At 65.9% G+C, this 14,923-nt stretch carries 14 protein-coding genes; 2 read left to right on the forward strand and 12 right to left on the reverse strand.

What is annotated here, in order from left to right; translation table 11 throughout:
- The first annotated feature begins 210 nt into the window (after positions 1-210).
- Entirely contained in the window at positions 211-819 is a 609-nt protein-coding gene (gene msrA / locus V7672_RS06040; RefSeq protein WP_335623691.1) for a peptide-methionine (S)-S-oxide reductase MsrA, read from the forward strand.
- 3 nt (positions 820-822) lie between these two features.
- Here msrA and V7672_RS06045 read toward each other — a convergent pair whose 3' ends face one another.
- On the reverse strand, positions 823-1,680 hold the full coding sequence (locus V7672_RS06045; protein ID WP_335623692.1) for an SDR family oxidoreductase: 858 nt from the start codon (positions 1,678-1,680) through the stop codon (positions 823-825).
- Between the two features lie 74 nt (positions 1,681-1,754).
- Here V7672_RS06045 and V7672_RS06050 point away from each other — a divergent pair, with 74 nt between their 5' ends.
- On the forward strand, positions 1,755-2,585 hold the full coding sequence (locus tag V7672_RS06050) for an enoyl-CoA hydratase-related protein (RefSeq protein ID WP_335623693.1): 831 nt from the start codon (positions 1,755-1,757) through the stop codon (positions 2,583-2,585).
- A gap of 4 nt (positions 2,586-2,589) precedes the next feature.
- Here the strand turns inward: V7672_RS06050 and V7672_RS06055 are convergent, their stop codons facing one another.
- The 11 genes from V7672_RS06055 to nuoL form a co-directional block, all read right to left on the reverse strand.
- On the reverse strand, positions 2,590-3,300 hold the full coding sequence (locus tag V7672_RS06055) for an ABC transporter ATP-binding protein (protein WP_335623694.1): 711 nt from the start codon (positions 3,298-3,300) through the stop codon (positions 2,590-2,592).
- Positions 3,293-4,591, reverse strand: coding sequence for a lipoprotein-releasing ABC transporter permease subunit (locus V7672_RS06060; RefSeq protein WP_335623695.1), 1,299 nt, complete (start codon positions 4,589-4,591; stop codon positions 3,293-3,295). Before V7672_RS06060 ends, V7672_RS06055 begins: the two co-directional genes overlap by 8 nt.
- Entirely contained in the window at positions 4,588-5,904 is a 1,317-nt protein-coding gene (proS, locus tag V7672_RS06065; RefSeq protein ID WP_335623696.1) for a proline--tRNA ligase, read from the reverse strand. Before proS ends, V7672_RS06060 begins: the two co-directional genes overlap by 4 nt.
- Before the next feature lie 85 nt (positions 5,905-5,989).
- The gene (locus tag V7672_RS06070; RefSeq protein WP_335623697.1) at positions 5,990-6,247 is read right to left on the reverse strand and encodes a DUF1467 family protein; all 258 of its coding nucleotides are present in this window, start codon (positions 6,245-6,247) and stop codon (positions 5,990-5,992) included.
- Positions 6,247-6,672, reverse strand: coding sequence for a methylmalonyl-CoA epimerase (gene mce / locus V7672_RS06075; protein WP_335623698.1), 426 nt, complete (start codon positions 6,670-6,672; stop codon positions 6,247-6,249). The genes V7672_RS06070 and mce overlap by 1 nt, the downstream gene beginning before the upstream one ends.
- A gap of 2 nt (positions 6,673-6,674) precedes the next feature.
- Positions 6,675-8,348: a ribonuclease J gene (locus V7672_RS06080; RefSeq protein WP_335623699.1), complete on the reverse strand. Its 1,674-nt coding sequence runs from the start codon at positions 8,346-8,348 to the stop codon at positions 6,675-6,677.
- The gene (locus V7672_RS06085) at positions 8,345-9,124 is read right to left on the reverse strand and encodes a type III pantothenate kinase (protein ID WP_335623821.1); all 780 of its coding nucleotides are present in this window, start codon (positions 9,122-9,124) and stop codon (positions 8,345-8,347) included. The genes V7672_RS06080 and V7672_RS06085 overlap by 4 nt, the downstream gene beginning before the upstream one ends.
- Entirely contained in the window at positions 9,121-9,870 is a 750-nt protein-coding gene (locus V7672_RS06090) for a biotin--[acetyl-CoA-carboxylase] ligase (RefSeq protein ID WP_335623700.1), read from the reverse strand. The genes V7672_RS06085 and V7672_RS06090 overlap by 4 nt, the downstream gene beginning before the upstream one ends.
- Positions 9,871-9,874: 4 nt before the next feature.
- Entirely contained in the window at positions 9,875-11,326 is a 1,452-nt protein-coding gene (gene nuoN / locus V7672_RS06095; protein WP_335623701.1) for an NADH-quinone oxidoreductase subunit NuoN, read from the reverse strand.
- Positions 11,327-11,334: 8 nt separating this feature from the next.
- Positions 11,335-12,819 carry an NADH-quinone oxidoreductase subunit M gene (locus V7672_RS06100; protein WP_335623822.1) on the reverse strand — a complete coding sequence of 495 codons (1,485 nt, stop codon included), beginning with the start codon at positions 12,817-12,819 and terminating at the stop codon, positions 11,335-11,337.
- Positions 12,820-12,835: 16 nt separating this feature from the next.
- The gene (gene nuoL / locus V7672_RS06105; protein WP_335623702.1) at positions 12,836-14,923 is read right to left on the reverse strand and encodes an NADH-quinone oxidoreductase subunit L; all 2,088 of its coding nucleotides are present in this window, start codon (positions 14,921-14,923) and stop codon (positions 12,836-12,838) included.

Genomic DNA, 14,923 nt, shown 5'->3' on the forward strand with positions numbered 1-14,923 from the left:
ACAGCTCGGTGGATCAATAGGCCAGCAGGGCCGCCTGCCAGGCCATCCAGACAAAGCCGCCGCACGATGCCAGCGACAACATTTCCCGAACCCAACGCGCCATGATCAGCCTCCGTGATGATGTTCTGCTTCTGTTCTATGTTCTGTTTCCGTTCTCTGTCAACAGGCGGGGCTTGAAACCTTTCGGCTTCGGGCCTCGTATCCAGAGTCATGACCCGTTTCCTGATTGCGCTCGCCGCCCTGATCGCCGCCTGCAGCCCCGCCCCGCCCGCACCCGCCGAGGCCCCGCCTCCGGGCAGCCAGGTCGCCGTCTTTGCCGGTGGCTGTTTCTGGTCGGCGGAAAAGGCGTTCGAGAACGTCCGGGGGGTATCGTCCGTGGTCTCCGGTTTCGCGGGGGGCACCGTCGCCAATCCGACCTATGCCCAGGTCGTCCGGGGCGGCACAGGCCACCGGGAGGCGATCCAGGTCACCTTTGACCCGACCGTCGTCAGCTACCGGGCTCTGGTCGACCGGTTCTGGCGGACCATCGACCCCACCGATCCCGGCGGCGCCTTCTGCGATCGCGGCCCCAGCTATGAGACCGCCGTCTTTGCCACAGCGGCACAGCGGCCGGCGGCCAATGCCTCGCGCGCAGCGGCCGAGCGCGCCCTGGGCCAGAGCTTCACCACGCCGGTCATTGCCGCCGCCCGCTTCTGGCCCGCAGGCCGGGAGCACCAGGACTACGCCCAGCGCAATCCCGCCCGCTACGAAGCTTACCGGATCGGCTGTCGCCGCAGCCCGGCCCTGCGCCGGGTCTGGGGCGATGCCGCGGTCGAATGAGCCTCAGCCGATCTTGACGCCGGGCGGCGGGACGCTGTCGGCCGGGACGAAGAAGTCCGGCATCAGCGGCTTGGTCGGATCGACGCGATAGACGTCGAAATCCCGCACCCCCTGCTCGTAAAGGAAGCTGTCGTCGATCAGGAACCGGCCCGTATTCTCGCGCGCGGGGAGGCAGAAGAGGGCGTGGGCCGCATCGGCCAGAATGTCCGGCGTGCGACAGTGGGCCAGCCCCTCCTTGCCCGTCAGGGCAAACTCGATGGCCGCAGTCGCGACGGCCGTGCGGGGCCACAGGGCGTTGAAGGCGATACCGTCACCCTTGAACTCCTCGGCCATGCCCAGCATCGCCAGGCTCATATTGTACTTGGCCATCGAATAGGCGACGTGCGAGCCGAACCAGTGGGGCGACAGGTCCAGCGGCGGTGACAGGGCCAGAACATGCGGATTGGCCGCCTGCTTCAGATGCGGGATGCAGGCCTTGGAGACCAGAAACGTCCCCCGCCCGTTGACCTGATGCATCAGGTCATAGCGCTTCATGTCGGTGGCCAGGGTGCCGGTCAGCTGGATGGCCGAGGCATTGTTGACGCAGATGTCGATGCCGCCGAACCGTTCGACCGTGGCCTCGACCGCCGCCATGACCGATTCCTCGCTGCGGACGTCCACGACCAGCGGCAGGGCCTTACCCCCCGCGGCCTCGATCTCTTCGGCGGCGGAATAGATGGTGCCGGGCAGGTGTTTGTGCGCCTCGGCGGTCTTGGCGGCGATCACGATATTGGCGCCGTCCCTGGCCGCGCGCAGGCCGATCGCCAGCCCGATCCCCCGGCTGGCCCCCGTGATGAAGAGCGTTTTCCCGTTGAGCGACATCGGCGCGGTCCTCCAGTGCATTTCGATGGAAAACCGATAGCATGGGATGACCTGAAATAACGATGGCCCGCGACATGACCGACTCCCTTCCCTTCCGGATCACCCGCGACGGCGCCGTGGCCCATCTGCGACTGTCACGCCCGGAAGCGTCCAATGCGCTCGACATGCGCTTCTGGAGGGGGCTCGGTCCGGCGCTGAAGGATCTGGACGCCGGTGGCGATGTGCGGGCGCTGGTCCTGTCGGGCGAGGGACGGAATTTCTGCGCCGGGATGGACATCTCGGTCTTCTCGGACGGCGCCATCCTCGGCACCGATACCGCCGCCGAGCGTCAGGCCTTCCATCAGGCGGCGCGCGACCTGCAGGACGCCCTGTCGGTGCTGGAGCGGGTGCGCTTTCCGGTGATCGCCGCGGTTCAGGGGGCCTGCGTCGGCGCGGGGCTGGATATGATCGCCGCCTGCGACCTGCGGCTGGCCGCCGAGGGGGCGTATTTCCGCATCGAGGAGATCAACATCGGCATGATGGCCGATGTCGGCAGCCTGCAACGCCTGCCGCGTCTGCTACCCGAAGGCGTGGTCCGCGAACTGGCCTATCTGGGCACCAGTCTGACGTCGGACCGCGCCGAGCGCCTGGGCTTCGTCAATGCAGTGCTGCCGGATGCCGACTCCGTGCTGGCCGCCGCCCTGGAGATGGCTCACGGCATTGCGGCCAAGGCCCCGCTCGCGATCTCGGGCTCGAAGGCGGCGATCACCTATGCCCGCGACCACACGGTCGCCGACGGCCTGGAATGGGCCGCCGTCATGCAGGGCTCCATCTGGAACACGGCCGACATCCTGGGCGCGATTCAGGCCCGGGCCACGAAGGGCACGCCGGCGTTTGCGGACCTGAGCCCTCTGCCCAGACCCTGAGTGCTCAGTAGGCTTGGCTCTGCGCCGGCCGTTCTTCCAGATGGCCGTCCTTGAGCGCAAAGACGCGGTCCATATGGCCGGCCAGTTCCATGTTGTGGGTGGCGATCAGGGCCCCCACGCCGGACTTCTTGGCCAGATCGTGCAGGGCCTCAAACACCGTCTGGCTGGTAGCCGGATCGAGGTTGCCGGTCGGCTCATCGGCCAGCAGCAGGCGCGGCCGGTTGGCCAGGGCCCGGGCCACGGCCACGCGCTGACGTTCGCCCCCCGACAGCTGCGACGGCTGATGGGTCAGCCGGTCCGCCAGACCCAGGGCGACCAGCAACTCCTCGGCCCGCGCGCGCGCCGCGCCGAGCCCGTGCCCCGCGATACGGAGCGGCAGGGCCACGTTATCGCGGGCATCAAATTCCGGCAGCAGATGGTGGAATTGATAGACGAAACCGATCCGTGCCAGACGGATGTGGGTGCGCGCCCGCTCGGGCAGGTCACCGACCGCCTCCCCGTCGATGCGGACCTCGCCCGAGGTGGGATGCTCCAGCAGGCCCGCCGCATGCAGCAGGCTGGACTTGCCCGAACCGGACGGCCCGATCAGGCCGACGATCTCTCCGGGCCGGACATCCAGATTGACGCCGCGCAGCACCGTCAGGCCGCCGGCGGCGGTGTCATAGGTGCGGGTCAGGTCATGCACGGACAGCACGGCGGGGGCGACACTATTCATAGCGAAGGGCCTCCACCGGATCGAGCTTGGCAGCCTGCCAGGACGGGATCAGCCCGGCCACACAGCTCATGAAGAAGGACCACATCGCCACCCAGAACACGTCCATGGGGTCCACAAGCGCCGGCACCGCGTCCAGCATATAGACGTCGGCGTTGAACAGTTCGGTCTGGAACACCCACTCCAGGAAATGCTGGATGGCGCCGATGTTGAGGCAGAACAGCAGGCCCAGCACCAGACCCGTGACCGTGCCGGCGATACCGATGGCGGCACCGGAGACGAAGAATATCCGCAGCATGGAGAACTGGCTGGCCCCCACGGTTCGGAGGATGGCGATGTCGCGGGTCTTGTTCTTCACCAGCATGACGATGCCGGAAATGATGTTGAGCGCGGCGATCGCCACGACGAGGCCCAGGATGATGCTCATGGCCACGCGCTCGACCTTGAGCGCGCCCCAGAAGGCGGCCAGCCGGTCGCGCCAGTCGCTGACCAGATTGCCGTCACCGACCGCTGTCCTGACAGGCTCTCTCAGGGTCTCGACCCGGTCGGGCTCGGTCGTCTTCATCTCGATGACGTCCCACAGGCCCTCCTTGCCGAAGAACAGTTGCGCCTGCTCCAGCGGCATGAAGACGAAGGCCCGGTCGTAGTCCGCCGTGCCCGAGCTGAAGATGCCGCCGACCACATAGGTCTTGGACAGCCCCCCCAGATTGCCAAAGGCGCTGTCGGCCCCTGTCGGGGAATAGAGGGTGATGGGCGACCCGACCCCGATGCCGAGTTCCTCGGACAGGGCCTTGCCGATCAGCACATAGTCGCCGCCGTAGTCGCCCTTGCCGAACATGTCGCGCGCCGTCTGGGACAGGCTGTCATAGACATAGGTCATCGAGGTCAGGTCCTCGGGCCGGATGCCGCGCACCAGCCCCCCGGTCGCCCGGCCCGACGCCTGGAACATGGCGGGCGACTGAACCAGCGGCGTGACGCTGATGACCCCGGGGATCTCGCGCAGGCGCTCAAGCGCCAGATCGCGCTCCGGATCGTTCAGGACCTGACCCTGAACATACATATGGCCATCGAACGACAGCATCCGGCTGAGCAACTCGGCGCGGAAGCCGGCCATGATGCTCATCACCACGATCAGCGCCATGACCGCCAGGGCCACGGCGACATAGGAGATGATGGCGATCAGGGCGATGCCGCCCTCCTTGCGCTTGGCCCGCAGGTAACGCAGCGCCAGTCCGATCTCCCAGGCGGAGAAAGGCCCGGCGGGCTTGGGGGTCTTCTCGGCGGTATCGGTCATGCGGTCAGCCGGGCGATGGCCTCATCCAGCGGCACACTCAGCTTTTCGCCGGTCGCGCGACGCTTCAGCTCGACGACCCCCTCGGCCACACCCTTGGGTCCGATGGTCAGCTGCCAGGGAATACCGATCAGGTCGGCCGTGGCGAACTTGCCGCCCGGGCGCTCGTCGGTGTCGTCGTACAGCACGTCCTTGCCCAGCGCTTCCAGACGATTGACCGCCTCCTCGCAGGCATTGCAGACGCCCTCGTCGCTGGCCCGCAGGTTGATCACGACGACATCAAACGGCGCCACAGCGTCGGGCCAGATGATGCCGGAGGCGTCATGGCTGGCCTCGATGATGGCACCCAGCAGACGCGATACACCGACGCCATAGCTGCCCATGTGCACATCTGCGTCGCGCCCGTCCGGGCCCTGCACGCGCGCCTTCATCGGCGTCGAATATTTGGTGCCGAAGTAGAAGATGTGGCCGACCTCGATGCCGCGCGCGGTCAGGCGGTCGCCTTCGGGGGTCTCGGCCTCGAAGCGCGGGGCCTCGTGCATCTCTTCGGTGGCCGCATAGAGGGCGGTGCGCTCGTCAACGATGGACTGCAGGTCGTTCCAGTCGACCTCCCCGCCCGGGGCCGGCATCTCGACCAGCTTGCGGTCGCAGAACACCTGGCTTTCGCCGGTTTCTGCCAGAACGATGAACTCGTGGCTCAGGTCGCCACCGATCGGGCCGGTATCCGCGCGCATGGGCACGGCCTTCAGCCCCATGCGGGCAAAGGTGTTCAGATAGGCCACGAACATGCGGTTGTAGGCCTTGCGGGCCGAGGCCTCGTCCAGATCGAAGGAATAGGCATCCTTCATCAGGAATTCGCGACCGCGCATCACGCCGAAGCGGGGGCGCCGCTCGTCGCGGAACTTCCACTGGATGTGAAACAGGTTCAGCGGCAGGGATTTGTAGCTTTTCACATAGGCCCGGAAGATGTCGGTGATCATCTCCTCATTGGTCGGGCCGTACAGCAGCTCGCGCTCGTGCCGGTCCTTGATGCGCAGCATCTCGGGACCATAGGCGTCATAGCGGCCCGACTCGCGCCACAGGTCGGCCAGCTGCAGGGTCGGCATCAGCAGCTCGACGGCCCCTGCCCGCTCCTGTTCCTCGCGCACGATCTGCTCGATCCGGCGCAGGACGCGCAGGCCCAGCGGCAGCCAGGCATAGATGCCGGCCGCTTCCTGACGGATCAGACCCGCCCTCAGCATCAGCTGATGCGAGACGATCTGGGCGTCGGCGGGCGCCTCTTTCAGCGTGGGCAGGAAATAGCGCGACAGGCGCATGGGCACATCCAGGATGAAGCAGCAGGGTCTCGCTGTGCTTTAGCCGGGACGTTGGTCCAAAAGCTAGACCAGTCTGTGGCCAAGCTTAGGTCGCGCTGACTTCCGGGATGGGGATCAGGCCCAGAAAGATCACGGCCATGATCACGGCCCACAGGATAGCGCCCACCCAGGTGGTGGTGATGAACTTCTTCTTGAGGTTCGGTTTGTCCGGCGCGCCCCACTGGGCCCCGTCGGTCGGCGGAGCCTGATCCTGCTGGTTCATGCCCAGCGGCAGGATGGTGAACAGCGCCACCCACCAGCAGATGACATAGATGGCAAACATGGTGATCGGACCGATCGGCATCAGTGTGCTCCGTCTTTCGGCGTTTCCATCAGTTCAACCAGAACACCGCCCATGTCCTTCGGGTGGACGAACAGGATGGGCGTCCCATGGGCCCCGATGCGCGGCTCGCCCGTGCCGAGGATGGTCGCCCCCTTGGCCCGAAGCGCGTCGCGCGCGGCCAGAATGTCCTCGACCTCGAAACAGACGTGGTGCTGGCCGCCCTTGGGGTTCTTGGCCAGAAATCCATGGATCGGGCTGTCGTCTCCCAGCGGCTCGATCAGCTCGATCTGGCTGTTGGGCAGGTCGACGAAGCAGACCCTTACGCCCTGCGCCGGGAGGTCAAACGGCGCATGCGCCTTCGTCGCGCCCAGCAGGTCGCGGTAGATGGCGACACTGGCTTCAATCGACGGCGTGGCAACGCCGACGTGGTTCAGACGACCGATCATGCTCACACCCTCAGCACAATGGTTTCAACGATGGGACGGCGATCCCAGATGCCCTGGCTGGCCTTCTTGAGGGTGCGGGCCACAGCCTGTTCGATGACCATTTCGTCCTCCAGCGCCTCGCCTTTCAGCTTGCGAACCGCATCCTCGGCCCGCTCGGCCAGTTCGTCCAGCAGATCGCCCAGCGGCTGATCCTCGTCGCCCGGCAGGCCAATGCCGCGCACATCGATGCTCGAGGCCAGCTTGCCCCGCCGGTCCAGCGCGAAGCTGACCAGGATCAGGCCGTTCGACGCCGCATGGCGGCGTTCGCGCAGGGCCTCGCCCATTTCCTCGACCAGCATGCCGCCGTCGACGAACAGACGGCCCGAGGGCACTTCGTCGATGATCGCTGCCGGTCCGGGGGCCAGACGGACCATGTCGCCGTTGCGCGGGGTCACGGTCTCCGGCACCTGCATTTCCTTGGCCAGCAGGGCGTGCTCGGCGATGTGGCGGCGCATGCCATGGGTCGGGATGGCGATCTGCGGACGCGCCCACTGATACATCTGGCGCAGTTCGTCGCGGCACGGGTGGCCCGACACGTGGATCCCCGGATGATCCCGGTCGGTGTAGATGCGCACGCCACGCTCAGACAGGGCATCCTGCAGGCGGCCGATGGCCAGCTCGTTACCGGGGATCATGCGCGACGAAAAGATGCAGTGATCGCCCTTGCCCAGCTTGATGAAGGGGTGATTGCCCTCGGCCACGCGCGAGAGGGCGGCGCGCGATTCGCCCTGACTGCCGGTGCAGAGGTACAGCAGTTGATCCGCAGGCCAGCGCCGGGCTTCTTCCTCGCTCAGGAAGGGCTTGATGTCCGACAGCATGCCGACCGACTTGGCCGCTGCCGTGATCCGGTGCATCGACCGTCCGGCCAGAGCTACGCGGCGGCCTGCGGCCTCTGCGGCGCGGACCACGCTGTCCAGACGCGCGACGTTCGAGGCGAAACAACCCACCGCAATCCGGCCCGACAGGCTGCCGATCAGTTCGGCCAGGGCGTCGCGGACCTCGCCCTCGGACCCTGCTGTGCCCTCAACGAACACATTGGTGGAGTCGCACACCATGGCGAGGATGCCCTCGTCACCCAGACGGCGAATCGTCTCGATATCGGTGCGTTCGCCAACGACCGGGTCGTTGTCGATCTTCCAGTCACCGGTATGCAGCACCAGCCCCAGCGGGGTGGTGATGGCCAGGCCGTTCGGCTCGGCGGTCGAGTGGGTAATGGTCACCATCTCGATGTGGAAGGGGTCCAGGTCGATGGTCCCGCCCAGCGGCACCTCATGGATCTTCACCCGGTCGCCGAGGCCCGCGTCGCGCAGCTTCTCCCGGATCAGATAGGCGGTGAACGGCGTCGCATAGAGGGGCGCCTTCAGACGCGGCCACAGCCAGCCCAGCGCCCCGATATGGTCCTCGTGCGCATGGGTCAGCACGATGCCGAGGATGGTCTCGCCCTCAAGGAAGGTCGGATCCGGGACGATCACATCGACGCCCGGCGTGGTGTGATCGCCGAAGGTCACCCCGACATCGACCAGGATCCACTTGCGATCGTTCGCCGGACCGAAGCCGTAGGCGTTCAGGTTCATGCCGATCTCGTTCGACCCGCCCAGCGGCAGGAAGACCAGTTCGTCGGTTTTGGATTTGCTCATGCCGTCTTTCCGGAGTTGCGACGCCAGACGTCCAGCAGGCCGCGAAGAGTAAGGTCAGGATCGAAATGGTCGATGTGGTCGGTCGCGCCTTCGAACAGGGAGGCGACGCCCCCGGTGCCGATGACCGTCATGGGCTTGCCCCACTCGGCCTTGATACGCTCGACCAGACCCTCGATCAGCGAGATATAGCCCCAGAACACGCCCGCCTGCATATTGGTCACCGTGTCCTTGCCGATCACGCGATCCGGGCGCTGGATGGCGATGCGCGGCAGCATGGCGGCCGCCTCGTGCAGCGCCTGCAGCGAGAGATTGATGCCGGGCGCGATCACCCCACCCTCGAACGCGCCGTCCGCTGCGATCACGTCAAAGGTGGTGGCGGTACCGGAATCAATCACGATCAGATCGCCGGGGTATTTCAGATGCGCGCCAATGGCGTTGACCAGCCGGTCGGCCCCGGCCTCCGACGGCTTTTCGATGCGTGCCTGCATCCCCAGGTCGACGTTCTGGCCGATGACCATGGGCTCGACGTCGAGATAGCGTCGCGACAGATTCCTCAGATTGAAGATCGACTGCGGCACGACACTGGAGATGATGCAGCTGTGCAGCGCCTTCAGGTCCAGCCCGCGCATCGACAGCAGCTGGGTCAACCAGACGGCGTATTCGTCGGCTGTGCGGCTGGCGGCGGTGGCCGTGCGCCATTGGGCAATCCAGCGCTCGCCATCATGCACGGCGAACAGCGTGTTGGTGTTGCCCTGTTCGATCGCCAGCAGCATCAGGCGCTTTCTCCAAAAAAGACGTCGCCTGCGGATATAAGCCGAAGTGAGCCATCGGCCAGCCTCAGACGCAGCGCGCCGTCATCGGCGAGACCTTCGGCCACACCCTCGACGGTCTCATGTCCCAGCCGGGCGACAGCCGGGGCGTTCAGGCCATGGGCGCGCCGGGTCCAGGCATCGCGGATCACCTCGAACCCCAAAGCCTCGCGCCGCGTGGTCCACCCCGCCCAGGCCTCGGCCAGGACCGGCAGGGCCGCCTCCAGCGTCGGCGGACGCAGGACCCCCTCGGCCAGATGCTGGGCGACGGCGGTGGCCGGGCGCTCTACGTCGTCCGGCGCATGGGCAAGGTTTACGCCGATGCCGACGGCCAGCCACAGGCCACCGGACGGCGCGGGCCCCGACTCGACGAGGATGCCCGAGATCTTTCGCCCCTCGACCAGCACGTCGTTGGGCCATTTGATCGTCACGCAGGCAGGTGGGACGTAATGGTCCAGCAGATCGGCCACCGCCAGCGCGGCGATAAAGCCGGTTTGCGCCGCCTCCGCCGGGGGGCGGTGGGTCACCGAAAGATGGGTGGCGGCCAGATTGCCGGTCTGGCTGGACCAGGCCCGGCCGCGTCGTCCGCGACCCGCGTTCTGGCGCCGTGCGGCGATCCAGATCGGCCCGGTGTGCCCGGCCTCTGCCAGTCGCCGGGCCTCGGCATTGGTGGAGTCGATCTCGTCGAGAATCAGCAGTTCGGCGGGCGACACCGCCCTACCCGGCTCCGAAACCGGATGCGGCGATGGCGGTCAGCGGCTCCAGCCAGGTCAGACCGATGATCACCACCGGGAAGGCGAACGCCGCCGAGGCCAGGGCCAGGGTGCGCGCCTCGATCGGCTGGGCGTCGGTCGCCTGCTCATCAATCGGCGGGTCGAACCACATCAGCTTGATGATCCGCAGATAGTAGAAGGCCGCCACAACCGAGGCCACCAGACCCGCTGCTGCCACCATCCAGTAGCCGGCGTCGGCCGCAGCCCCGAACACATAGTATTTGCCCCAGAAGCCCGAGAACGGCGGCATACCCAGCACCGACAGCGACAGGATGGTCAGGACCACGGTCGTCAGCGGTCGCGTCTTCTTCAGCCCGGCCAGATCGGCGATCCGGCGGATCGGCTTGCCCCCGCGCGACAGCGACAGCAGCACGGCAAAGAAGCCGATCTGGTCGATCACATACAGGGTCATGAACATCAGCATGGCCTGCAGGCCCGCCTCGGTGCCCGCAACAATGCCCAGCAGGGCGTAGCCGATGTTGGCGATCGAGGAATAGGCCAGCAGCCGCTGAAGATCGCGCTGGGCCAGGCCGCCGATGGCGCCCACCACAAACGATGCCAGACAGATCAGGACCAGCACCTGGGCCCACTGGTCGTGGATGGCGCCAAAGCCCTCGCTCAGCACCCGGGCGACCAGCACCATGGCGGCCATTTTGGGCGCGGTCGAGAACAGGGCCACGACCGGCGTCGGCGCGCCCTCATAGACGTCGGGCGTCCACATGTGGAACGGCGCCGCCGAAACCTTGAACGCCAGACCACAGATCAGGAAGACGAGGCCGAAGATCAGACCGGCAGAGCCGCCGTCGGCCACCGAACGCGCCGACTGAGCGATATCCTCGAACCGCATCGAGCCCGAGAAGCCATAGATCAGGCTGGCGCCATACAGCAGCAGGCCCGACGACAGCGCGCCCAGCACGAAATACTTCAGCCCCGCCTCGGAGGCCTTGAGGTCGTCGCGGTGGAAGGCGGCCAGGACATAGAGGGCCAGCGAGTGCAGCTCGATCCCGACATAGAGGGAGATCAGATCCCCCGACGACACCATCATCGCCATACCGACCGAGGCCAGCACGATCAGGACCGGATATTCGAACCGGGCGATGCGCGTGCGCGCCATCCAGCCGTCACCCAGCACCACGGCCACCGCGCTGAGCAGATAGATGGCCACCTTGCCATAGACCGCCAGCGGATCGGCAACGAAGGCGCCGTTGAAGGCCTGGCCCAGCGGGGCATTGATCGCCAGCGCCGAGGCCGCAACCAGCAGGGCCACCGACAGGATCGAGATCAGTCGGGTCGACTTCTCGCCCATGAAGGCGCCGAGCAGCAGCAGCACCATGGCCCCCACGGCGAGGGTCACTTCAGAGGCGGCGAGGTTCAGGGCGGAGGACAGGTCAGGCATATCGGATCTCATCCACCGATCGCGGCACGGAAGCCGGCAGTCAGGGCCTCGACGGAGGTCGAGGTCAGGTCAAGCACAGCCGCCGGATAGACGCCCAGCCACAGGGTCCCCACGATCAGGGGCACGAAGACGATCAGCTCGCGCCGGTCGATGTCGGTGATGGCCTTGAGCGCCGGGTTGGTGATCTCACCGAACATGACGTTGCGGTACAGGGTCAGCGCATAGACGGCCGAGAAGATCACGCCCGAAGCCGCAAACAACGCCGTCCAGGTCGATACCTCATAGACCGCCGTCAGGGTCAGGATTTCGCCAATGAAGCCCGAGGTGCCCGGCAGGCCGACATTGGCCATGGTGAACATCAGGAAGATGGCCGCGAACCACGGCATCTTCGACGTCAGCCCGCCGTAGAAGGCGATCTCACGGGTGTGCATCCGGTCATAGACCACGCCGACGCAGAGGAAGAGCGCGCCCGAGATCAGGCCGTGGCTCAGCATCTGGAAGACCGCGCCCTGCACGCCCTGATCATTGCCGGCGAAGATGCCCATGGTGACAAAGCCCATGTGGGCGACCGACGAATAGGCGATCAGCTTCTTGATGTCGGTCTGACGGAAGGCGACCAGCGAGGTGTAGACGATGGCGATGGCAGACAGGGCGAACACCAGCGGACGGAACATTTCCGAGGCCTGCGGGAACATCGGCAGGTTGAACAGCAGGAAGCCGTAACCGCCCAGCTTCAGCAGAATGCCCGCCAGGATAACCGAACCGGCCGTCGGCGCCTGCACGTGGGCGTCGGGCAGCCAGGTGTGGACCGGCCACATCGGCATCTTGACCGCGAACGAGGCGAAGAAGGCCAGCCACAGCAGCGGCTGCACGCCCTCGCTGAACGCATACTCCTTGAGCAGCGGGATCGAGGTCGTGCCCGCTTCCGCCGCCATCCACAGCATGGCCAGCAGCATCAGCACCGACCCCAGCAGGGTGTAGAGGAAGAATTTGTAGGCCGCATAGATGCGGTTCTGTCCGCCCCAGATGCCGATGATCAGGAACATCGGGACCAGGGTGCCCTCGAAGAAGATGTAGAACAGGAACAGGTCCAGCGAGGTGAAGACGCCGATCACCAGCGTCTCGAGCACCAGGAAGGCGATCATGTAGTCCGCCACCCGCTCCTTGATGGTCGTCCAGCTGGCCAGGATGCACAGCGGCAGCAGGAAGGCCGTCAGCAGGACGAACAGGATCGAGATCCCGTCCACGCCCATGTGATAGGCGGCGCCCGCAAACCACTGATAGTGTTCGACGAACTGATAGGCAGCGTTCGAGGCATCGAAGCGCGCCACCAGCAGGATCGACACCGCCAGGGTGATCAGCGTCGTGGTGAAGGCGATCCGACGCGCGGCTGGCGCGACCGAGGCGTCCGACTTGCCCAGAAGGCGCACGGCCAACAGTACGCCAGCCCCGACGAGCGGCAGGAAGGTGACGAGGCTCAGGATGTGAGACATCAACAGGGACACGCGATCAGCCCCCCCAGGTGGCGATGGCGAAGGCGAGCAGACCGGCCACGCCCAGCAGCATCACGAACGCATAGTGATAGACGTAGCCCGACTGGATTTTCGACAGTCGCGCCGCGGATTTCAGCGAGGCCCAGGCGGCCCCGTTCGGGCCCAGCCCGTCGATGATCTTCACGTCGCCGATCTTCCAGAACAGATCGCCGATCGCCCTCGCCCCCTTCACGAAGACGAAGTCGTACAGCTCGTCGAAGAACCACTTGTTGTAGAAGAAGGTGTGCAGCGGTCCGCCGCGCTCGGCCATACGGCGGCCGAGCCCTTCCTTGAGCACATAGACATAGATGGCGATCAGGGTCCCCAGACCGGACACGACCAGCGGCGCCCACAGCACCCAGGTCGGGACCTCGTGGCTGTCGTGGATCACATGATTGTCCGGACCGCTGAAGATGGCCCCGCGCCAGAAGTCGTGCTCGTGATGGCCGACGAACTGGTCGTAGAAGGTGAAGCCCGAAGCCACGGCACCGACCGCCAGCACCAGAAGCGGCACGATCATGACCCAGGGGCTCTCGTGCGGCTTCAGCGGACCGTGATGATGGTGATCGTCATGGGCATGGTCGTCATGGGCGTGACCGTCGGCGATCGGCTCGGAATGGGTTTCCAGCTGGGCGTCGGTCGCGTGGTCGTCTGCATGATGGGCGCCCTCTTCCTTCCACGCCGGCTTGTTGTGGAAGGTCATGAACACCAGACGCCATGAATAGTAGGCCGTCAGCCCGGCAGCGAACAGGCCGATGAAGAAGACGAACATGCCGACCGGATTGTCGGCCCCGGCGGCAAAGGCGCTCTCGAGGATCGAGTCCTTGGAATAGAAGCCGGCGAAGCCCCACTTCAGCTCGGGAATGCCCAGGCCGGTGATAGCGATCGTGCCGATCATCATGACGCCGTAGGTGATGGGCAGCAGACGGGCGAGACCGCCCATCTTCCGCATGTCCTGCTCGTGGTGCATGCCGTGGATCACCGACCCGGCACCCAGGAACAGCAGGGCCTTGAAGAAGGCATGGGTGAACAGGTGGAACATGGCGGCCTGATAGGCGCCGATGCCCGCCGCAAAGAACATGTAGCCCAGCTGCGAACAGGTCGAATAGGCGATGACCCGCTTGATGTCGTTCTGGGCCAGACCGACAGTCGCCGCGAACAGGGCCGTGATCGCCCCCGTGATTGCGATGATCTGGGCCGCGACCGGGGCATATTCATAGATCGGGCTGAGCAGGCAGACCATATAGACGCCGGCGGTGACCATGGTCGCCGCGTGGATCAGGGCCGAGACCGGGGTCGGGCCCTCCATGGCGTCGGGCAGCCAGGTGTGCAGGAAGAACTGGGCCGACTTGCCCATGGCGCCGATGAACAGAAGCACACCCGCCAGATCCAGCGCCGACCACTCGTGGCCGAGGAAGCTCCAGCCGGTTCCCGCGCGGTCCGCAATCATCGGGAACAGCTCGGCGAACTGGATCGTGCCGAACATCCAGAAGATGGTGATGATGCCCAGGGCAAAGCCGAAGTCGCCGACGCGGTTGACGACGAACGCCTTGATGGCGGCCGCCGAGGCCGTGGGCTTCTTGTACCAGAAGCCGATCAGCAGATAGGACGCCAGCCCCACCCCTTCCCAGCCAAAGAACAGCTGCATGAAGTCGGCGGCGGTGACCAGCGCCAGCATGGCGAAGGTGAACAGCGACAGATAGGCGAAGAACCGCGGCTTGTCGGGGTCCTCGGCCATATAGCCCCAGGAATAGAGGTGCACGAGCGACGACACCGTCGTCACCACGATCAGCATCACGGCCGACAGGGCATCGATGCGGATCGACCAGACCGACTGGAAGTCCCCGACATTGATGAAGGGCAGAAGCTCGATGGTGAAGGCGTCCATGCCGCCCCAGGTGTGACGGGCAAAGACCGTCCAGGCCACGGCACAGGCAAAGAACAGAAGGCCGGTGGTAACGCTCTGGGACGCAAGGTTGCCGATCCGGCGCCCGCTCAGGCCCGCGATCGCCGCACCGAGCAGCGGGGCAAAAATCCCCAGAGTGATCAGGGTTTCGAAGCTCAC

Origin of the sequence: Brevundimonas sp., assembly GCF_036963785.1 — a bacterium.
Classification (GTDB): Bacteria; Pseudomonadota; Alphaproteobacteria; order Caulobacterales; family Caulobacteraceae; genus Brevundimonas.